Annotated in this window: 20 protein-coding genes and 1 pseudogene; 12 read left to right on the top strand and 9 right to left on the bottom strand. The window is 60.2% G+C overall.

All coding sequences use genetic code 11. The features are described from left to right. The first annotated feature begins 1,071 nt into the window (after nucleotides 1–1,071). Nucleotides 1,072–2,511 (top strand): hypothetical protein, encoded by a 1,440-nt coding sequence (locus CXB49_RS23515; RefSeq protein ID WP_158300771.1) that lies wholly within the window; start codon nucleotides 1,072–1,074, stop codon nucleotides 2,509–2,511. Nucleotides 2,512–2,970: 459 nt separating this feature from the next. Continuing rightward, on the top strand, nucleotides 2,971–3,282 hold the full coding sequence (locus tag CXB49_RS10930; protein ID WP_101708420.1) for a hypothetical protein: 312 nt from the start codon (nucleotides 2,971–2,973) through the stop codon (nucleotides 3,280–3,282). 41 nt (nucleotides 3,283–3,323) lie between these two features. On the opposite strand, the gene CXB49_RS23520 is transcribed toward CXB49_RS10930, so the two are convergent. Both CXB49_RS23520 and CXB49_RS10935 read right to left on the bottom strand, forming a co-directional pair. Beyond that, nucleotides 3,324–3,623 carry a hypothetical protein gene (locus CXB49_RS23520; RefSeq protein ID WP_158300772.1) on the bottom strand — a complete coding sequence of 100 codons (300 nt, stop codon included), beginning with the start codon at nucleotides 3,621–3,623 and terminating at the stop codon, nucleotides 3,324–3,326. 312 nt (nucleotides 3,624–3,935) lie between these two features. Beyond that, nucleotides 3,936–4,982, bottom strand: coding sequence for an IS630 family transposase (locus CXB49_RS10935; protein WP_101706528.1), 1,047 nt, complete (start codon nucleotides 4,980–4,982; stop codon nucleotides 3,936–3,938). 151 nt (nucleotides 4,983–5,133) lie between these two features. On the opposite strand from CXB49_RS10935, the gene CXB49_RS10940 reads away from it, so the two are divergent. Genes CXB49_RS10940 through CXB49_RS10950 form a run of 3 tightly spaced genes read left to right on the top strand, consistent with a single transcriptional unit; the run spans nucleotide 5,134 to nucleotide 6,364 of the window. Beyond that, nucleotides 5,134–5,802, top strand: coding sequence for a hypothetical protein (locus tag CXB49_RS10940; RefSeq protein ID WP_101708421.1), 669 nt, complete (start codon nucleotides 5,134–5,136; stop codon nucleotides 5,800–5,802). Nucleotides 5,803–5,861: 59 nt separating this feature from the next. After that, complete coding sequence (locus tag CXB49_RS10945) at nucleotides 5,862–6,086, top strand: hypothetical protein (protein WP_158300773.1); 225 nt, start codon at nucleotides 5,862–5,864, stop codon at nucleotides 6,084–6,086. 59 nt (nucleotides 6,087–6,145) lie between these two features. Next, on the top strand, nucleotides 6,146–6,364 hold the full coding sequence (locus tag CXB49_RS10950; RefSeq protein WP_158300774.1) for a hypothetical protein: 219 nt from the start codon (nucleotides 6,146–6,148) through the stop codon (nucleotides 6,362–6,364). A 187-nt stretch (nucleotides 6,365–6,551) separates the two neighbouring features. Here CXB49_RS10950 and CXB49_RS10955 read toward each other — a convergent pair whose 3' ends face one another. Together CXB49_RS10955 and CXB49_RS23525 are read right to left on the bottom strand one after the other, a co-directional pair. Beyond that, a complete protein-coding gene (locus CXB49_RS10955; protein ID WP_158300775.1) occupies nucleotides 6,552–7,397 on the bottom strand; it encodes an enterotoxin A family protein in 846 nt (281 codons plus the stop codon). A gap of 104 nt (nucleotides 7,398–7,501) precedes the next feature. Next, nucleotides 7,502–8,041, bottom strand: a complete 540-nt coding sequence (locus CXB49_RS23525; protein ID WP_158300776.1) for a hypothetical protein — start codon at nucleotides 8,039–8,041, stop codon at nucleotides 7,502–7,504. A gap of 138 nt (nucleotides 8,042–8,179) precedes the next feature. Between CXB49_RS23525 and CXB49_RS23530 the strand changes: the two genes are divergently transcribed. The 3 genes and pseudogenes from CXB49_RS23530 (at nucleotide 8,180) to CXB49_RS10970 (ending at nucleotide 10,500) form a co-directional block, all read left to right on the top strand. Next, a complete protein-coding gene (locus CXB49_RS23530; RefSeq protein WP_158300777.1) occupies nucleotides 8,180–8,353 on the top strand; it encodes a hypothetical protein in 174 nt (57 codons plus the stop codon). Between the two features lie 278 nt (nucleotides 8,354–8,631). Next, a pseudogene (locus CXB49_RS10965) lies at nucleotides 8,632–9,786 on the top strand (RHS repeat-associated core domain-containing protein); the annotation flags it as partial. Between the two features lie 291 nt (nucleotides 9,787–10,077). Then, the gene (locus CXB49_RS10970; protein WP_101708427.1) at nucleotides 10,078–10,500 is read left to right on the top strand and encodes an SRPBCC domain-containing protein; all 423 of its coding nucleotides are present in this window, start codon (nucleotides 10,078–10,080) and stop codon (nucleotides 10,498–10,500) included. Nucleotides 10,501–10,537: 37 nt separating this feature from the next. Here CXB49_RS10970 and CXB49_RS10975 read toward each other — a convergent pair whose 3' ends face one another. Further along, on the bottom strand, nucleotides 10,538–11,716 hold the full coding sequence (locus CXB49_RS10975; RefSeq protein ID WP_101708428.1) for an RHS repeat-associated core domain-containing protein: 1,179 nt from the start codon (nucleotides 11,714–11,716) through the stop codon (nucleotides 10,538–10,540). 225 nt (nucleotides 11,717–11,941) lie between these two features. On the opposite strand from CXB49_RS10975, the gene CXB49_RS10980 reads away from it, so the two are divergent. From CXB49_RS10980 to CXB49_RS10990, 3 genes are all read left to right on the top strand, one after another. After that, nucleotides 11,942–12,388, top strand: coding sequence for a MarR family winged helix-turn-helix transcriptional regulator (locus tag CXB49_RS10980; protein ID WP_101710680.1), 447 nt, complete (start codon nucleotides 11,942–11,944; stop codon nucleotides 12,386–12,388). Continuing rightward, nucleotides 12,378–13,592: an MFS transporter gene (locus CXB49_RS10985; protein WP_158300778.1), complete on the top strand. Its 1,215-nt coding sequence runs from the start codon at nucleotides 12,378–12,380 to the stop codon at nucleotides 13,590–13,592. Before CXB49_RS10980 ends, CXB49_RS10985 begins: the two co-directional genes overlap by 11 nt. A gap of 110 nt (nucleotides 13,593–13,702) precedes the next feature. Continuing rightward, the gene (locus tag CXB49_RS10990) at nucleotides 13,703–14,773 is read left to right on the top strand and encodes an RNA methyltransferase (protein WP_101708430.1); all 1,071 of its coding nucleotides are present in this window, start codon (nucleotides 13,703–13,705) and stop codon (nucleotides 14,771–14,773) included. A gap of 15 nt (nucleotides 14,774–14,788) precedes the next feature. On the opposite strand, the gene CXB49_RS10995 is transcribed toward CXB49_RS10990, so the two are convergent. Genes CXB49_RS10995 through CXB49_RS11010 form a run of 4 tightly spaced genes read right to left on the bottom strand, consistent with a single transcriptional unit; the run spans nucleotide 14,789 to nucleotide 19,500 of the window. Beyond that, nucleotides 14,789–15,904 (bottom strand): RHS repeat-associated core domain-containing protein, encoded by a 1,116-nt coding sequence (locus CXB49_RS10995; protein WP_199406830.1) that lies wholly within the window; start codon nucleotides 15,902–15,904, stop codon nucleotides 14,789–14,791. Between the two features lie 44 nt (nucleotides 15,905–15,948). Next, complete coding sequence (locus tag CXB49_RS11000) at nucleotides 15,949–17,025, bottom strand: RHS repeat-associated core domain-containing protein (protein WP_101708432.1); 1,077 nt, start codon at nucleotides 17,023–17,025, stop codon at nucleotides 15,949–15,951. Then, nucleotides 17,022–18,491: a hypothetical protein gene (locus CXB49_RS11005; protein WP_101708433.1), complete on the bottom strand. Its 1,470-nt coding sequence runs from the start codon at nucleotides 18,489–18,491 to the stop codon at nucleotides 17,022–17,024. Before CXB49_RS11005 ends, CXB49_RS11000 begins: the two co-directional genes overlap by 4 nt. Nucleotides 18,492–18,525: 34 nt before the next feature. After that, nucleotides 18,526–19,500, bottom strand: a complete 975-nt coding sequence (locus CXB49_RS11010) for a hypothetical protein (protein ID WP_101708434.1) — start codon at nucleotides 19,498–19,500, stop codon at nucleotides 18,526–18,528. Between the two features lie 247 nt (nucleotides 19,501–19,747). Here CXB49_RS11010 and CXB49_RS11015 point away from each other — a divergent pair, with 247 nt between their 5' ends. Beyond that, entirely contained in the window at nucleotides 19,748–20,509 is a 762-nt protein-coding gene (locus CXB49_RS11015; protein WP_101708435.1) for a 4'-phosphopantetheinyl transferase, read from the top strand. Nucleotide 20,510 lies beyond the last annotated feature (1 nt).

A 20,510-nucleotide genomic window follows, 5' to 3' on the forward strand; every position in this document is an offset into this window, starting at 1 on the left:
TTAAAGAAAACTCCTTATATATATACCTTCCCCACAATAGACAAAACCGCCATTATTCATAGTAGCACTCTGACTTCATTCTATTTAAATGGAGTGCCTAGCACAACTAAGTGATCCTCTCTGACTCTTCAACGCCTATGCACCCCATAAGCCGGGCGTTCGCCAACAGAAGACTACCGATTATGGCCTCTGCCCTACCTACTGCTAGTAATGCAATTCATAAAAAACGGGTCACAGTGCTTCCATCGCTGTTGAAGACTACGTGCATCCGATTTTCGTCAGCACGGCTTCATTGCGAGCCCGCATACCCGGAATACATCGGGCCACATGCCAATCAATTTATTTGAAATGAGTTTCGTGAAGGAGAAATTCGAATCCTTCGTCCACGAACGATGGCCTGACAAACTGATCCTGCAACCGAATCTCTGCTTGTCAGGCAAAGCGGACATCGGGGAAGTGGACTTCTGCAGCTTGGATCCATTTGGGATTGATGAAATGTAGCGATTGGACAGTACAAAGGCCTTCCCTCACTTGCCGCAGGCCTTCCTCTTGGTATGCGCGCTTGACCAGCTGCAGGATCTCATCGTCGAATGCTTGCTGTTCCAATTCACAAGCATGCAGATTCGCAGCGGCTCGTAAGGCAAGTCGCTTGGCAAGAACCTGGCCGGACCTTCATCCTCCGGCCCTGTTTGCGCTTGATGTTCATGCGTCATGTATTCCACCCGTCTATTTCCTTGTCCACATTGGTGGACAGGCAATACTCCGAGCGGGGCTGTTCGCCCCAAGGATATGTAGCCGTTCCTACGTTCCTACGATGACTTTTTACTTCTAGCTCAATGGCCTTCCATACAATGCATGATGGCACTACGGGAAGGTCAAGCTGGTGCCTCTATCTCCGTTAAAAGTGCAGGCTTATGTGTCGCTTCTTTTACTTTCACCTGACGAAATTCATCATAACTTGTTGATTTACAAACACCTGCAATGCAGGGATATCTGTCGTTCGACGTTAAATTAGATGAAAGCATGCCTCGGCATGCTTTTTTTGAAACGAGCAATATGACAAGGGATTGTATGAAATTTAGTGTTTATTTCAACATCAATAAGTCACAATCGGAATTAGATTTTGTCGACATCCCTCTGAATACAGATATTCCTCTTTTTATTGATCCATGCACTCTTATCAATAATGAATCAACATGGCATCAAGAGTGTGCCGAAGGCGTTCAGTCTTATTTCCAGACCCTAATCGAATCGATAAAAGACAATGACCCTGCTAGATCATGGAAATTACTCAGTCATCTATCAGAGCCAAGAGAAACTCACTTAGGCCTTTCAAGAGGAAAGTCCAATGGAAAAGGAATCGGAGGATTTCAAGCGCAGCTTCTTCATGATAAATTGAAGAGCAGCGAAGCAGTACGATCCGGCATTCTATCAAACATTTCAGAACTAGAGCTCATGATTGATGGAGTTGGGCACGACAAGATATCAGATTTAACAACAAATCTAATAAGGCATCAATTAATTGAATACACGCAAAATCAATGCAAGAACTATTCAATTGAAATGCAAAATGTGCCTTCTGGTTTTTACTGGGATGCTGAAAATGAAAAATGGAACCAGTGTTTCACTCAACTTCCCGTGGCTAATAGTGAGAAGATAATTCTGGTCCCAAAGTCAATAGTAAGCTGGACAATGTCAGTAAATCATCAAGAATATTATCAACATTTCATTTTAAACTATCTACAAGAACACCATATAAACATACATAGTTCCCTAGTCCAACTTTTAAAAGATGGAACCCCTAGAGTAACGAAGAAAAAACTAAAGAAAGAATACCCATTAACAAAAGAATTTCTATTTGAATTTACTAAAAGATATCCGCAAGTAATTGAACGATACAGAAATGACATAAAATTTAGCAAAAGCCCAACAGACTCTGAGATTGCTTCAGCTCACGGAGAAGATTTTGACAAAACCAAGACAGGCGAAGAGTTAAAAAAAATAATAAGTTCAATTAAAGAAGGAAAGTCTGAGGCCTATGCATATCAAGATGCAATGCTCGGAGCTATGCTATTTATTTTTGGAAAGAGTTTAGTGAATCCAAAAATGGAGCGAGAAATACATGATGGCAGAAAAAGGATTGACATCACATTCTTAAATAATGCAAAAGATGGATTTTTCTATAGAGCATTAAAATCAAGTCGACTCAATGCAATTGAAATTTCATTTGAATGTAAAAATTACTCTTCAGACCCAGCCAATCCAGAATTGGACCAGTCAGCAGGAAGATTCTCACCACAGAGAGGGTGTGTTGGCTTTATTCTCGCAAGAAGATGCATAAATAAATCGCTTTTTGAAAAGCGCTGCAAGGACACTTTTACTGATGGGCGCGGATTAATAATACCACTATACGACGAGGACATCTTCTCCATGCTTGAAATGGCATCAGTTGATGATAACGCAGCTATAAATTCAAAAATAGATGATATTTATAGAAGAATCTCTGCGTAACAAAACTAAAAACATCAGTTCCACTGCGGACTGATTTAAAAATTGCAGCGCTAAAATTTACCTTTCATACAACTAACCAGCACGGTAGGTTGGGCTGGACCTGTGAAGCCCAATGCTTACCGCGAAATTGAAGCAACTCATTGGGATCGTTATTATATTTTGGAATCCGCTTCGCGGATAATATTTGACATGCCGGTTCCGCCCAGCAAACGGGCAAGGGGATTGCGCGGCCAACCCCCTTGCAACCCCAGGCCGCCCCTACAGCGCTGCGAAACCCCGTCTTTCAAACCAGATTCGGGGAGCTGCCGAAACTAACGGCGCGCTACCATCGCGCCGCAGTCGAACAACCGGCAGCTTAAAACCCCGAGTCTGATTCGAAAGTCGGCTTGCGCTGAAGGGGGGCTGGCAAGTTGGTTCGATCGCACCGATTTCAACGCCATACATAGAAAGAGTTTGAAAATGCTGTGGGAGAAAATCTTACCCGTATTCTTCATCGCACCATTACTCATTTACGGCATATCTCTCGAAAACAAGCGTCGCGGAAATATCGCTCAAGATATAGCAAAGGATTGGTTGCAGACCAACTATACCGGATGCTATATCCGCTCGATGGAGTCATCCAAATGGAGCTGGCCTGTCGTGGTGACAACGAAGGTTTACACATCAAAAAATGAGGACTTCGATATCAAGTTGAAAGTTGGATCCTCTCTTGCAGGCATCTTCAATGATAAGATCCGCATCGTTTATATCCGAAAAATCAAACCTACATAGCAGACAAGTCAGCCCAATCACAAACCTTACGTCACCCAATCTCAATCCCCTGCTACATGAACCTTCTCAACATTCCGACAAGTCTTTAATTTTTTAACCAAATCATCAAGAGCCTCCTTCATGCATGGTGAAAGTTTACAAGCAATAGAATCTAGCTCATCAACCCATGCTGAAAACTCACTCCCACTCAAGTAAACATTCGCCCGATAATAATCATGAAGCATACTTGTTAATGGAAATGAATTAGCTCCATTCCCAAACATCTCTCGATGAATCGACTCCGGTATCTCACAAAAAAATTTACTACCCCCTTTTTGGTAAACAACAATATCCAGCCCCATAGCAATTCCCTCTCTCCAACCCAACAATTACTTTGATCACGCACCATTGCTAGCCATTCGACCGACCATTCATTCTACTTGAATAGATTGACCACCAGCCATCTTACCGTTAGATTCACTACTGATGCTCAACACATCTCCGTTAGCGGTGGCCCACGCCCGAAAGCCGTGGTTGTTCAACACGCCCATGCGTTGCACCCCATTCGTGCCTTTGCGCGTGCAATGCATTGTCGGGCAAACCGTTTTGGAGCCATCACCATGGATGCTCGTCTTGTAGTTATTAATCCGGCAGTCAAATACCGTACAGAAAGCTCATGCCGCGTAGCGGATTTTTTCATGCCGGAAGTACGACCGGATTCTGGCCGGCTGCTTCTGCAATGAGCGTAAATGGGACAGCACTTTCCCTTGAAGTTGACCGTCTGATCGAACCGGCTCACCTGCGCTCATTCTGGCCTTCAGGTCGCCGTTCAAGTATTCATCCGGGTTCAGTTCCGGTGAGTAGCTGGGCAGGAAGAACAACTCAATCGCCTTCTTGTTCTCTTCCTCCTCCAACCATGCTTGCACCAGCTTGCTGTGATGCACGCGCAAGTTGTCGAGGATCAAGAACACCTTCTTGCCGCCAGCATCACGGATCAGCCGCATCAGAAACTTGATCAGCACCCGGGCCGTCAAGGTCTCCCGGTACAGCATGAAGCGCATCTTGCCTTGGTTGGTAATGGCCGAAATCAAGTTGATGCGCGCTCTTTTCGATTGGGATAACACCAGAACTGGGGTTTGGCCTTTTGGGGCGTAGCCACGCGGAAAGTGCTCAACACTCGACACCGCCGATTCGTCGCCCCAGCTGATTTCAGCCATTTCCGCTTTGGCACGCGCGACGATAGCCGGGTATTCCTCCTTGAGCCATTTCTCGACTGCTGCCGGTCGCTGCTCATAAGCGCGTTTGAGCGGGCGCTGCGGCGTAAAGCCCCAGCGGGCCAAGTACAGACGGACAGTACGGATCGGCAGATCGATCAGAAACATCTGCTTGATTACAGCCTTGACCGCCTGAGCACTCCACAGGGCAAACCTCAGCTTCATCTGGTCTGGCGTGCGATCCACGATGTCCTGCTTGATCCGGGCTTCCTGCGCCTCGGTCAGCCGACGGCCGGTGCCTTCGGCGCGACCGCGCTTCTGTTCTTTGAATCCCTGCGCACCTAGTGCTGCCTCACGCACCACCCAGGCGGAAATGGTGGGGCGGCGCAGCCCGAGTTCTTCGGCAATACTGGCTTGAGACCGGCCTCGCTTGTACATCCGGATAGCGGTACGCCTCAGCTGCTCACGGGCGGCCAGTTCAAGCTTGCGCACATCGATTTTTTCCATGCCGGAAGTATACAATCTGTACGGATTATTACTGCCGGATTAATATCGTTTCTCTTTCGCCTCCCCATTCCCGCCCTACCCATCGCTTTTCGCGCCCTCTTCCACTTCTGCTTTCGATTTGCCTAAGCCAGTTCACGCGGGAGCTGCAGCCATGAACCCGCCAGCCGATCAGGAAATCAACACTCCGCTGCGCCTCGATTACGCCAAGGACCTGACGATGCGAGTGGTAAGCCGGCCGGAAGGCTTCTGGTTTGTCGCAGTGGACGTGGCGGCGGCGATGAAGCTGGAGCTGGCCGGTCTGTTGCAAGTGCTGGGCGAGCCGGCAGGGCGGTGCTTGCGGCTGGCCGATGCCGAGGAGCCGGTCTTGTGCCTGTCCGAGGGCGAGCTGGACGAAGTGTTGCGGCGGGTGAAGAAGCCTGGCGCGCGGCGGCTGCGGCGCTGGTGGGAGGAGTCAACCCGCCCGGCCTTGCTCCAGGACGATGGCGCGGCCGGCACGGCGGCGCAGTTGCATCTGGCCCTTGCCCTGGCCGCCGAGGCGGCGCAGCAGGTCAGCCGCGCGGTGATGGAGGCGGTGTTGTGCAGCCCAGGCCCGTGGCAGCATTCGCGCTGGTTGGTGGCGCTGGATTACGCGCCGCAGAACCGGCAGCGCTGGCCGCATGGCCGGGTGGTCGGCATCAACAGCACCGTCGCCACGCTGGAGGGCCTGGCCGAGTTGATCGCCGAGCCGGACAAGTTGCCGGTTCACACCGTCGAGTTGATCAAGCTGGCGGCGGCCTGCCATTTGCGCCTGGCCGAGCGGATGGGGCGGATGACGGCTTGATGGTGAGATGTTGGCCCCTTGGGTGGGGTTTCCGTTGTTTGGTGCGTCGCCCCTTTGGGGTGACGCACCCTACCGGTGGTTTTGCCGGGGATGGCGTTTTTGTTGTTGGTGCGTCGCCCCTTTGGGGTGACGCACCCTACCAAATCACCGTCGCCACGCAGGAGGGACTGGCCGAGTGGATCGCCGAACCGGACAAGCTGCCGGTCCACACCGTCGAGTTGATCAAGCTGGCGGCGGCCTGCCATTTGCGATTGGCGGAACGGATGGGGCGGATGAGGGCTTGATGGTGAAGTGTTGGCCCGTTGGGTGGGGTTTTCGTTGTTTGGTGCGTCGCCCCTTTGGGGTGACGCACCCTACCGGTGGTTTTGCCGGGGATGGCGTGTTTGGTGCGTCGCCCCTATGGGGTGACGCACCCTACCAAATCACCGTCGCCACGCAGGAGGGACTGGCCGAGTGGATCGCCGAACCGGACAAGCTGCCGGTCCACACCGTCGAATTGATCAAGCTGGCGGCGGCCTGCCATTTGCGTCTAGCGGAACGGATGGGGCGGATGACGGCTTGATGGTGAGGTGTTGGCCCGTTGGGTGGGGTTTTCGTTGTTTGGTGCGTCGTCCCTTTGAGGTGACGCACCCTACCGGTGGTTTTGCCGGGGATGGCGTTTGGTGCGTCGCCCCTATGGGGGTGACGCACCCTACGGCCAGACAGCTGCAGCGGCTCGGGAAGAAAAGACCGCGCAGAATCGGGATGGATCACGGCTCGTAATCGTATTTCTCCAGGCCGCCTTTTATGATGGGCAACAATGCTCGCCTATCGTAAAACTCTCTCCTGATCTCGAGATATTGATTGGATTGGCACGCATCAGGCTGGGCAAGCGAATTGTAGTAGGAAGAATGCGGCTGCGGATTCACGCCAAAGCAGGTGAAACTCAACGGCACCGGCGCTTGCGTGCCGTTTTCAACCAGATGCATATGACCGCTTGGCACGCCGACTATCGGATAAATCAGCCGGGAACTGGCATCAGAATCGAACCCGCGATCGTAGGCGGCATTCGACATCCAACGTCGCCGCCAGAACTCGTCGCTGAAAAGCGGATAATTAGGCGCGTAGTAATAGTCTCGCAACATTTGTCCGTCCAGACGGGCGTAGGCGATGATTCGGTCATCGCGGAACCCGCCTCTCGCCGCGAATTCCTGCATGCCGGGGTAATCCCTTATCAGCCGGCCAAGCCGATCCCGTCTGGCGCCGGTGGATGAGTTGTGCGCAGTCTGGAGCGCCTCGCTGACGCTGAAGAAATTCGCGGCGGGCCTGATCTGGTAGAGATAGGCGACAAACTCGGTATCGAAAGGCGATTCGCTGTTGGGCCGCGCCTGCGACGCGGCAAACTCCACCACCTGCCTCAGGCTGGCGCTTGTCGAAACGAAGTTGCTGTTGCGCCCCGCCACAGACTGCCCTTCGAAATGATGCGTCAGATCGTTGTCCAGTGCACCCCGCGCCCACGGCCACATTCCACCGGAATGTCTGATGGCGGCAAGGCTGCGGCCATCCACGCGATACACGATGTTGACCGGCGGGGCCGCCATTGCCGCGGCGGCCATGAAAAATATCAAACAGATCCCATACTTCATCCGTCCGCCCTCGCAAATTTCAATGAAGCCTCACGCGGCATGGAAGCGCTGCCCGCCTTGCCTCCCGCCGCGTCTCATTCATCGTTTCTGTAGCCTATGCCGGTAATGTTGTGCTCTCTGTCGGTGGAGATGGTGACATGGGCTTTCAGAATGAAGGCATTCATGATTATGTTGTATCGCTTGGTATTGTGATCGTCGGTGAACTGTATGCACCCCATATCCCCCGAGTCGGTTTTCATAATAAAGTTGGTGTGCCTGTAGCCGTCCTTGTCGATGACATCGATCAAATGGCCTTCAAACTTTCCATCGCTGAAAACTTTGGCACAATTAAGGGTGGATGCCGACACAATCATCGACATCAGCATCATGGCAACAAAAGCAATCACGGTCTTGAGTTTCATTTGCTTACCCGCCTTTCCTGATTTGGCTGAAACATCGATCGCCTGAAACCCGTTTCGAACGACACCCTCTGCAGGCTGCCCTTTTTCCTCTTGAATAGGCTGTCGCGCAGTGCAAAGCGAGCCAGCGACTCTTGATCCGACATTGCCCGGACTTGTCGCGCCATACGCGCCAACCATGCCAACAGGCTTTGGCCCATTACCAGGCTTTCTCACCGCCCCCGATCCAAATCCGGGCATTTATCGGAAACTTCCGAAACCTCGATATCAATCCGCCGCGATCAAGCAGACCGGATTAGCTTGCCAAGCGTTAACCATCGACTTGAGCAACCAGGCGCGTCACCGGCAACACAAATGACAAAGAAACTGCTTATCCTTACCGCCGCAGCGGCCATCGCAACAGGCTGCGCCTGCCTTTCGCTTGCGGCACATTCCAGCCCGCATTTATTTGAAGCCATCCTGTATCGTTTTACCCTGTTCTCCATTCCGGCCTCCTTGCTCGCCATTTTCGGCCTTACCCGAAAGTGAGCGATGCGCTTCGGAATTGGCCCGCCCCCTACCTCATCGCTCACGCGCCACGCACCTGTCCGCGAACGGCCATGCTTCGCATAGACCATCGCCGCCGATACGGCGCTAGCGCTGGTCTCTCCGAATGCCTCCACCCTCCGCGCAAGCCTCGCTCGATTTGAATCCGCGATCGGGAATCCCAGCCGGCAAGGCCATTAGGAAAAGACCGAAAAGCCTGACACGGGAATCGATGACTTCATCAAAAACCGGACGATGCGCCTGCAGCGGCATTTGGCGACTGGATGGAGCAATCGATGCACAACAACGTTTTGGGATGGAACGGGGAACGCCTGGACCCGGTCAGCGGCGCGACGCATCTGGGCAATGGCTACCGGGCATACAGCCCGGCATTGATGCGCTTTCACAGCCCGGACAGCCTGAGTCCGTTCGGCGCCGGCGGCGTCAATCCGTACGCCTATTGCGCCGGCGACCCGGTCAACCGCGCCGATCCGTCCGGCCATCTGAGCTGGCAGGCCTGGGCCATGATAGGCGTGGGCATCGCCGGCCTGGGTTTGGCGGCCATCACCAAGGGGGTTTCCATTATCGCCGCCGGCGGGATCATCGCCGCGCTGGAAAGCGCCTCGGCCATGTCGCTGGCGATAGGCGGAGCGGCCATCATGGCCGATGTGGCGGCGATAGCCTGCGGGGCGACGGAGGAAATCAATCCGCAAGCGTCGGCGGTACTCGGCTGGGTGTCGCTGGGGGCCGGCGCGGTGGGCCTGGCGCACGGCGCCGCTGGTCTGACACGAGCCTTGAACAAGACAACAGAGGGACTGCGTTTTCGGTTGGGCAAGCTGATGCATGCCGGTCTCAGCGGGCGCGGCGCCGAGGCGGCCGCCGCTGAAATGGCGGGGGCATCGTCAATCATGCTGCCACAAGATATGCTCAAGCTTCCTCCAGAACTCCAGCTAAGGATTATTCAACTGATGGACCTCCGGACGCTAAAGAATGTCATGCAGAGTGGAGATTCACCTATCAGCAGAATGGCAACCGAGCACTTTCGCTTCGTTCGCGCCAATCGCTCCAATTTAGTCGATATCGCCCGGATATTGAGCTATTCTCGCAAGCATACGAATGCCTTTCTGTCCAGCATAAAAAATAATGACCCCGTCACTCAGCTTTACGCAAGACTTGGCGCGCTAAAGCAACTCGACGATAAGCTGCCGATACGGGGATATAGCGTACAAGCAGTTGATGAGGCATATCGGAAAATAATAAACGGCCTGCCAGAAGAATCAGCCGTTCAGTTTCAAGACGCCAATCAGCAAGCTATAAGGCTGCAAGACATTTCGCCTCCCAACGCCGAGCTTAAGGCAATCTTCAATCAAGCTCGTGAAATACCAGTCCCCTTGACCGATTCATCGATTCCCTACCCTCTCTGGAGGCTCATATGACTATATGGCCATCGCGGCAAGTCAGCGCCTTCCAAGCGCGATTACCGACAAAACGCCCTTTCCGTCCAGGCAAGCATTGACAGCCTTTTACCCCATGGCGTCTTGGCGCCGGTCCACAATCCGCTCCATCCACGGCACGCGGAACAGCCGCGCTCCGGCGTCGGCGGCTCAAATTGGCGTACACTGACGCAAGCGATATCCAGGCCGATGGCATTCGACATGCCGGCCCTCCCCGCCCGGCGGCGGCAAACCCGGCGGCCAGGCAAGACCTAGCTGTCAATGGAGACAAGAATGAGCGCCTTCACCACCTCCCGCGAGATTCCCGCCACCGTGGAACAGGTCTTCGCCGCGATCAGCGATCCGGCTCGGTTGGCGCGCTGGTGGGGCCCCGCCGGCTTCAGCAACACCTTCGACGTGTGCGAGTTCAGGACCGGCGGCCGCTGGGCGTTCACGATGCACGGGCCGGACGGCAAGCATTATCCGAACGAGAACGTGTTCGCCGAGATCGCCGCGCCGGCCAAGGTGGTGGTGCAACACGTTTCCCAGCCAAAGTTCCACCTGACGATCTCGCTAGCGGCCACGCCGGCCGGCACGCGGGTTTCCTGGTTGCAGCAGTTTGAAAGCGACGAACTGGCCGAGCGCATGGCCGCCATCGTCATCCCGGCCAACGAGCAGAACCTGGAACGGCTGGAGGCCGAGGCGCTGCGGCGCTAACGGGACGGCAAGCCGGGCGTCGCGGTCGGGCGCCCCATCAACCCGATGCCGGCGTAAGCCAGACATCGCTGTTCTCTATGCCTTTTATCGTCAGTATCCGGGTGTTTTCGTTGGGTATTCGAGCCAGCTTGGCATTCAAAAGGGCATTCGTTTCAGCAATGGCACGATCATACGTCCCGTTTTCAAGACCAATCGCGTCAAACCTTTCCGCGGCCGCCCTGAGCACATCCCGGTACAAGGCATTATCATTGGCATGGGTAAAAAAGCGATTTCCGCCAAAGGTATACATGCGGAATTTGCTTCCTCTAGGCAAAGAATGGGCCATCCTGCCGCTTCCTCGACCCAGTATTCTGACGCTCCTGATCTGATCGAAATCAGGCACCACCTTTTTAAGCTCTTTGATCAGCCGCTTCAGTTCCCATGTCACACCGTTGATGCCAACGTGGGCGCCCCTGTTTTCGCGCAAGCTCATATTGATGACCACATCCAGATGATTCGGATCATTCGCCACTCCGCGATAAGCCAGGGCCACCTCCCGCGCTATCTGGTCGTGGGAGTCGAGCCTGGTGCTAATGCCCAGGGTGTAGACCCCGCTCTGCGGCAAGGTGGTAATGCGAGAGACGATAATAGGGTCCTCCGCCGCCGCGGCCCCGCGCCCGCTGAGGCCGACGCGCATCAGCGTGCCCAGCCGCTGGCGCAGCCCGGCCGTCAGCGCTCGCCCGAGGCCAATGCCCCCATGCGCCACCCCCACCACACCGCTTCCCAACGAACTCCAAGCCAGTATCGCCGACGCTTGCGGGTGGCATTCCTCCATCGCTCCGCTCGCTATCGCCGCCACATCGGCCACCACAGCCGCTCCGCTTATCGCCAACGCTACGGCCGAGGCGCTTTCCAACGCGGCGATCACACCGCCGGCGGCGACGATCGAGCTCCCGGCGGTGAAGGCCGCCAGCGCCAGACCGGCCGCGCCCAGGCCGATGCCGGTCCAGGCCTGCCAGCTCAAATGACCGGATGGATCGGCCCGATTGACCGGATCGCCATCGCAATAGGCATAAGGGTTGACGCTGCCGGCGCCGAACGGACTCAGGCTGTCCGGGCAATGAAAACGCATCAATGCCGGGCTGTATGCCCGGTAGCCATTGCCCAGATGCGTCGCGCCGCTGACCGGGTCCAGACGCTCGCCATTCCATCCCAAAACACTGCCGTTGTTCATCATTGGGGGCACACACGAAGTTGATGACAGGATTGTACAAGCCACGACTGACTTGACGATTTCCTCCCGCCATCGATATCAGACCAGTCCGACCCGCCCCGTCTCCAGGCTGACCGCCGCCCGCGGCTATCGATGCGCCCTTCGGCCCGACATCATCCTCCACCAAACAATTGACTTTATCAACTATTGACCAATACAATTATTGAGCTGATCAACTCAGGAATCATCATGCTCCACCTTCTCGGCCACCGCCTGGCCCATATCGTCAACCTGAAGCGGCGCCTGATGGACGCCCGCCTGCCCGCCGCCGGCATGACGCGCTCCCGGCGCCAGATCCTGCTGATGCTATGGCACGCCGGCGACTGCACGCAGAAAACGCTGCTGGGCCACCTGGACATGGACCCGGGCCAGCTGGCCAGGACGCTGGACGGGCTGGAAAAGGACGGCTACGTGCGCCGCGCGCCGTGGTCGGCCAACCGGCGCTGCCTGTTCGTCGAAATGACCGAGCGTTGTCGCGCAGAAGCGATGCCGGAGCTGCTGGCCGCGGCGAACGATGTCGACGAGCTGCTGCTCCGCGGCTTCAGCGACGACGAGCGACAACAGATGCAGGACATGCTGGCGAGAATGCTGGCCAATTTCCAGAGACAGGCCGCTGGAGGCGATCATGACGACTGACATCCACCCACTGCCGCCGAAGCAATTGAAACGGCTGATCCTGGTGCTGCTGCTGGTAATGCCCTTCTTCGGCATGGCCGTCGACCTGGTTTCGCCGTCGCTGCCGGCGATGGCCGCGCAGCTGGGCGAATCGGACAATTCGATCAAGAATCTGATCAGCCTCTATCTGCTGGGCTATGCGCTGGGCAACTTCGGCTCCGGCTTTCTCACCGACGCCTGGGGCCGGCGCAAGCTGCTCTTGGGCGGCATGGCCGGCTTCGCGCTGATCAGCCTGCTGCCGCTGTGGCTGCCGACGCTGCCGGCGCTGTTGGCCACCCGGCTGGCGCAGGGCCTGATGGTGGGCACCATCTCGGTGGTGGCGCGCTCGGTGTATCCGGACGTGCTGGCGCCGCAGGAGCTGGTGAAGATAGGCGTGGTGTCCGGCAGCATGTTCGGTCTGGGCCCGATCATCGGCCCGGTGCTGGGCGGCTACCTGCAGGTCTACGCCGGCTGGCAGGCCTGTTTCGTGTTCTTCGCCGTCTCGATGGCGGTGATGGGCGTGCTGGTGGCCCGCTTCGTGCCGGAAACGCATTTCCGCCGCCATCCGCTGAACCTGCCGACGATACGCCGCAATCTCGGCGAGGTGATGCGCCACCACCAGTTCATGGGCATGGTGGTGCTGATGGGCGCGATCTACTCGATGAGCATCGCCTTCAACACCGTCGGTCCGTTCATCGTCCAGTCCGGCTGGCATTACTCGCCCATCGTCTTCGGCCACATCGCCTTCGGCCTCGGCTGCGTCTTCCTGCTGGCCACCTTCATCTGCCGCTATCTGGTCAGCCGCTTCCCGGTGGCCCGCGTGCAGCAGGGCATGACCCGGCTGCTGCTGGCGGTGACGCTGCCGGGCCTGGCGCTGTCCTGGCTGTGGCCCGACAGCCTGGCGCTGCTGTGCGCCGTCAGCGCGCTGATGTTTTTCGGCCAGGGCATGCTGTTCCCGATGTCGATGGGACGCGGACTGGCGCTGTTCCGCCATATCGCCGGCACCGCCACCGCGCTGATGTTCCTGATCAACATTCTGATGACCAGCGCGACATCGTTCCTGCTGAGCCTGCTGTCGGTCCACGACGCGCCGGCGCTGCTGGCCGTGTATCTGGTGCTGGCGCTGATCTGCTTCTTCGCCAACCGGCTGCTGATACAGCCGGCGGAACAGGCGGTGCGCGACTGAGCCGGCGGCCGCGGTCGATAAAATCGTCGCCCGCGCGCCGCCGTCTTGCGCTACCCTACGCGCCTTGAGCAATACGCGCGGCTCCGCCGCGCGGCAACCGTATCCGAAACATGCGCATCCAGGAATTCCACCAGGCCCTCGCCGACATCGGCGCCCGCTCCTGTCATATCGGCCGCATCAACCGCGCCTGGCTGAAGGGCCAGCCGCTGGACGCCGGCACCCGCCACCAGAAAAGCGAGGACTATTTTCCGCTGTCGGTCCGCGACGGCCTGGCGCCGATCGCCGCGCGGATGGAGGGCCTGGCGCGCATCCGCTCGCAGCATACGGCGGCGGATGGCTCCTTGCGGCTGCTGGTGGAGTTGAATGACGGCCAGATGGTGGAAAGCGTGCTGCTGCCGCGCGACGGGCTGTGCGTGTCCAGCCAGGTCGGCTGCGCGGTCGGCTGCACTTTCTGCATGACCGGCAAATCCGGCCTGCTGCGCCAGCTGGGCAGCGCCGAGATCGCGGCGCAGCTGGCGCTGGCGCGGCGCATCCGCCCGGTGAAGAAGGTGGTGTTCATGGGCATGGGCGAGCCGGCGCACAATCTGGACAATGTGCTGGAGGCGATGGACTGGCTGGGCACCGACGGCAATATCGGCCACAAGAATCTGGTGTTTTCCACCGTCGGCGATCCGCGGGTGTTCGAGCGGCTGCCGCAGCAAAAGGTCAAGCCGGCGCTGGCGCTGTCGCTGCACACCACCCGCGCCGATCTGCGCGAGAGCCTGCTGCCGCGCGCGCCGCGCATCGCCCCGGCCGAGCTGGTGGAGATGGGAGAGGCCTATGCCCGCGCCACCGGCTACCCGATACAGTACCAGTGGACGCTGCTGGCCGGCGTCAACGACGGCCAGGACGAAATGGACGCCGCCGTCCGCCTGTTGAAGGGCAAGTACGGCGTGCTGAACATCATTCCGTACAACAGCGTGGACGGCGACGCATTCCAGCGGCCGGACGCCGGGCGGGTCGCGGAGCTCCGCCGCTATCTGCACGACAACGGCGTGCTGACCAAGGTGAGGGACTCCGCCGGCCAGGACGTGGACGGCGGCTGCGGCCAGCTGCGAGCGCGGGCCGCCCATCTGATAGACAGCAGCCGCCTGCGGCGGCGCGACGCGGCGCAGGCGCCGGGCCAGGCCGGCACGGACTGACTACGGCGGCGGCGCTCAGTTCCGATAAACCCGCTGCAGATACGTGGCTCTGCCGAAATCGATGAATTTGACTTCACCCTCGTCGGTCAGCAGCACGTTATCCCCGCTGAGATCGTCATGAAAAATGCCCATGTCCGCCAGCCGCCGCTGTTCGGCGGCAATCTTCCGTTCAAGCTCCCAGGTCTCATAGGGAGAAAGATCGAGCGAGCTTACCGGCCGGCCACGAATCTTCAACATCCACAACCTGTCGTGACGGACCACGGCCGATTCCGCCCCATAGACTTGCCTGAAAACGTAGGCTTCGTTCTGCAACGCGAAAATGTCCCGCGCGGTGCGGACACCAAGCAGGGGCTCCTTGACCACCCAGCGCTCGCCGACATCGTAAACGGTCCCCTGCGTCCCCGCCCCGATCAGCCTGTCCTGCCGCTGCCGCCGCGACAAGGCCAGGAAGGCGTCCATGCCCGACGACAATGACGAGCGCCGCGGCGCACTCATTTCAACCAGCTCTTCCACCGGCTCCGCGGCCGGGCGGAAACATCTAGTCAGCCGTCCGCCCAACGCCACGCCGAAACCGCCCCGCTCGCCGCGCTCGATGCGCGCCAGCAGCCGGCCGCGCCCCTGCAGCCACGCGCCCAGCTTCAGATCCGCCACGCCGATCAACGTTGCGGCCTTCGGCACCAAGCGGCTCACGCCCAGCGCCACGCCGCAGCTGACGATGCCCAGCGCCAGGCTGCTCCAGCCCAGAATCTCCGCCGCCTTGCGGTCGTCGACCACCTCCGCCGCGATGCCCAGCCCGACCGAGGCCACGCCAGCCACCACCGCGCCTATCGACAGCGCCGCCGCCAGCGTGGTGCCGAAACTGACCGGCGTCAGCAACACGCCCAGCGCGCCCAGGCCGATGCCGATGGCGCCGCCGACGCTGAATTGGCCGGACGGGTCGGCCCGGTTGATCGGATCGCCGTCGCAATAGGCGTAGGGATTGACGCCGCCGGCGCCGAAGGGACTCAGGCTGTCCGGACAGTGGAAGCGCATCAGCGCCGGGCTGTAGGCCCGATGGCCCAGGCCCAGGTGATGAACGCCGCCGACCGGATCCGGCCGTTCGCCGTTGTAGCCGATTGCACAGTCGCTCATGGCCATCGTGTTCCTTGTCCAAAATAAAGCCTGGCGGACGCGCCCTAGACAGGCGGCTCCCGGAGCGTAGACTTGCCGAAATCGACGAATCTGACGACGCCTTCCACATCGATCAGCACGTTTCCGCCATGGGGATCCCCATGATAGACACCCATTTTTTCCAGCCGCTTCGACTCGACGTCAATTCTTTGCGCTATCCGCCGATATTCACCGCGGGGAAGGTCGAGCGAAATCACCCGGCGGCCGGGAATTTTCCTCATCCACAGCATGTCATGAGCCACCAAGGCCGACTTCCCCCCATATACCATCCGGAACGCACGGGCTTCGCGCTGCAAATTAGGGATATTTTCCGCACCGCCGCTCCCCGGCACCGGCTGCTTGACCACCCAGTGCTCGCTAACGTTGTAGACGGCGCCCTGCGCTCCTCTTGCGATCAGCAAACGTTCCTCTTCCGGCAAGGCCAGGAAGGCGGCCATGTCCGGCGTCGATGACGCGCGCCGCACCGCGCCCATCTCGATTGACGCCGCCGCCCCATCGCCACCAGACCGCAAATAGGCGGCCAGCCGCCCAGGAAGCGAGCGAACGAATAGATTCCCGCCATCGTGGACGATGCTTCCCGGCAAACGGCTGCCAGCCGCCCCGGCCAGCGCTCCCGCCTTGAGCGCGAGGCGACCGACTGCCACCGACGCGATGCCGCCGATCACGCCCACAGCCACGCTGGTCCAGCCCAGCTTATCCGCCAGCTTGCGGTCGTCGACCGCCTCGGCCGCGATGCCCAGCCCGACCGAGGCCACGCCGGCCACCACCGCGCCTATCGACAGCGCCGCCGCCAGCGTGGTGCCGAAACTGACCGGCGTCAGCAACACGCCCAGCGCGCCCAGGCCGATGCCGATGGCGCCGCCGACGCTGAATTGGCCGGACGGGTCGGCCCGGTTGATCGGATCGCCGTCGCAATAGGCGTAGGGATTGACGCCGCCGGCGCCGAAGGGACTCAGGCTGTCCGGACAGTGGAAGCGCATCAGCGCCGGGCTGTAGGCCCGATGGCCCAGGCCCAGGTGATGAACGCCGCCGACCGGGTCCAGCCGTTCGCCATGGCAGCCGATTGCGCAGCCGTTCGTCACCGGCCGCCGCCGGCAACGGCGCCGGACGGCGCGTGGCTCACCTTGACCGTGACCGGCACCGACGACTCCGCCTCTGGCGCCCCGTCGACGACGGTGTAGATGGCGACGGCGCCCTGGATCAGCCCATCGACAAAATCCTTCAAGCCCAGTTTGCGGGCCATCTCTTCCGCCATCTCGAAGCGGGTGGCGTCCGGATTGTCGACATCGCCGATGACCCGGATCGGAACGCCGTAGATATCCATCAGATAGATGCGATACCCCCGGACCCGCGCCATGTCAGACGGCTTGTCCCAATGCACCGACAGGCGGGTCCAGTAATGATCGCCCCCCCGGACCGCCTCGGCGGACGCGTTGCGCACGGCGATGTCCCGGTCCGACAGATAAATGCAGGTGCCGGCATTGCGCCGCCTGGACGCCGCCTCCGCGGAAGCGGGCATCGGCGTCCGGGTTACCGCCAGCGCGCGGTTGCGCTGCAGCGCCGTGTCCACCAGCGCGCAGGAATAGTCGGCCGACGGCGGGAAGCTCACCTGCCGGCGACCGGTGGCCGCCCACCGCGCGGCGGAGCCATCGTGGCTGCTCAGACGCACCTGGGTGGCCGCGCCGCCGGCGTCCTTTGAGGCGAAACGCCAGGTGGAGGCGTCGACGGAGCGCCCGCCGGCGACGTCCACCGCCGCGTGCGACGCGACCATCACGTCCACCTCGCCATCGCCGGCCGGCCCGGCCCCTTGCAGGTATCCCGGATTGGGCGTGTACGTCAGCGTTTCCACATAGGACAACCGCGACGCCGCGTCATGGGCCGGGCGGTTTTTGACAAAGCGCGTTTCGAACAGGCCTTTGACAAAGCGCGAACGCACGCCGCCGGGGAAGGCGATTTCCTCCTCGTCGTCGGCGCCCGCGATCTCGACGTCCGGACCGGCAATGCCCATCGTCTCGTCGACGGCGATCCCGCCCGGCGCATGGATCACGTAGACATAATGGCGTTCGTTGCGGCTGGCCAGCGCGAACCGCTCCGCCAGCGCGTACAGATACGAGGAACTCTTCAGCGCGCTGGCGGTGCCCACGCCGGCGCCGGGCCGGAGCTTCAGGCTGCCGTCGGCCTGGATCGCCTGCAGGCCCTGGTCGAAAACCGTGCCCGGCTCGTAGTGGCGGTTGCCGGCGCCGTAGAACAGCAGCTTGTCGTCGGCGGCGCCGTGGCCGCGCCAGACGATCTTGACGCCGGGATTGTCGCGACCCACATGTCTGACATCGGTGCACAGATCGGCCGTCACCGTCCGCCAGTCCCGATACCACGATGTCGCCAGCAAGGCATCCCGCGCTCCCGCGTCCATTGCCGCCAGCCATGGCGGATTCCCGCCCTCGGTCGGCACGCATGCGGCCGGACGCTGGGCGGCGGCGCCCAGCGCCGGCCAGATCAGCGCGGCGGACACCAGCCAGCCGCGAACCGCCAAACCATCAAGCAGCGACATATCGCCTCCTTTCGCGCCGCAAGCGCGAGCCTGCCTACAGAGCCTGCACCGGATAGGCGACCAGCCTGCCGATGCCGGCCGCGAACAACTCCCCCGCCCGCGTGGAGCCGGCGTCCAGCACCAGCGTCTTCGCGGCGACCAGGTCGCCGCTGCCCACTTTCTGCAGCCGGCAGAGCGGATAGTCGGCGCCGTCGCAATTGAAGACATAGCCGTCCCGGCGCGCCACGATGGAACCGGCCTTGATATAGCCGCCGCACGACGGTATCAGCTGGATGTCGATGGCGGGCCGGTTCAGCGAGTGGGCCAGCCTGCCGTTCAGATGGTCGAGACAGATTTCCACGCCGAAAGTCAGGCCGTCGCGCCGGAAGACCGCCGCGCCGTCGTAGGCCGCGGACTGTCGCTCGTCGCGCTTGTCGCCCTTGGGCTGCAGATGCTGGACCCACTCTTCGCTCAGGCCCTTGCCGGCCAGGCTGGCCTGCTCGATGAAATCGATGCCGGACAGGTATTGCTTGATCACCGCGTGGGCCGCCGCCGGCCCGGCACCCGCGCCGTCGCCGAAGCCGCCTTTCTGCACCAGCGCGTAGTTGTAGACTTCGGCCTTGCGGTCGTCGTCGATCGGGTGCTTGTCCGCGCCCGACGCGACGTCCCTGGTCGGGAAGGATTTGCCGACGATGGTGCCGAACACGAACATCCAGTGCCGCCACTTGGCGTTCCGCACCAGGTCCTGCAAGGCCGACACCGCGGTTTGGATGCCGTCCATGCTGTAGGCGCCGCTTGCGCCGCGGAAAAAGAACTCCGGCAGCATCAGGATCTTCAAGGTGTCGTCGGCGCCGGACACCGCCGGCAGACCGTGCGCGGCCTCCAGCACGGCGGACACCAGCTTGACGCGCTCCCGTATGTCCTGCGCCTCGTCGGCCAGGCCGATATACCGCTCCCGGCTCCCCGCCATCTGCGGGCTGGTATCCAGCACATGGGCGATGAATTGCACTTGGTAATAGTCTGCCGACATCGGGTCCGTCCTCTTCGCATTGAATCGGGTGCGGGACCGCTTCTCCCCGTCCGCCTGCCCGGCTCCACCACCGGACCGCAGCCAGAAGCGGCCCCGCGATGCCCACCGTACGCCGACTCCGCGCCGGCGGCGGCGGCCGACCGTCTTTTCGGAGCGTTCCGACGCGGGCCGCGCCCCCGGCCCACATCGGCGGCAGAAACGCGGGTATCATCGTCGTCCATCCGGATACCCATCAGCAGGAGGCCTCATGCCCACCCCCGCCGCCCTCGACAGCCCGGCCGTCTGGCAGGCCGACGCCTTCATGGCGCCGCCGGCGCCGCCGGCCATCGCGTTGCCGCCGGGCCCGTGGGTCTGCCTCGCCTCGCGCTTCGCGCTGACGGCTTACCACGACGACGGTTTCGCCGACTTCGGCGTCGCGTTTCCCGACACGCTGCGACGGGCGGTGCCCAAGCGCCGCGCCGAGTTCCTGGCCGGCCGCCGCCTGGCCCGCGAGGCCTTGCTCCGGCTGACCGGCCGCGCCGCCGACATCGCCATCGGCCCCCAGCGCGAACCGCTGTGGCCGGACGGCGTGCGCGGCTCGATCAGCCACAGCGGCGATCTGGCCGTCTGCCTGGCGACGGCGGCGGCCGACGCCCTGGTGGGCATAGACGTGGAGAACCTGTTGGCGCCGAGCGGCCGCGAGGCGGTGCTGCGCATGTGCACGCGCGAGGAGGAGTTGCCGCTGCTGCAGACGTCCCCGCTTGGCGAGACCACGGCGCTGACGCTGCTGTTCTCGGCCAAGGAGGCCTTGTTCAAGGCGCTGTTTCCGCGGGTGGGGAGCTATTTCGACTTCCAGGCCGCGTCCTTGCGCGAACTGGACCCGGCGGCGGGCCGCCTGACGCTGACGCTGACCGAGGACCTGGGCCAGGCCTACCGGGCCGGACAGCGCGTTCCGGTTCGTTTCGCCATCGAGACGACGCGGGTGATCAGCTGGATAGCGATGGGCGGAGACGAGGCGGCGGCAATCTAGC

The organism is Chromobacterium sp. ATCC 53434, from assembly GCF_002848345.1.
Taxonomy (GTDB): Bacteria; Pseudomonadota; Gammaproteobacteria; order Burkholderiales; family Chromobacteriaceae; genus Chromobacterium.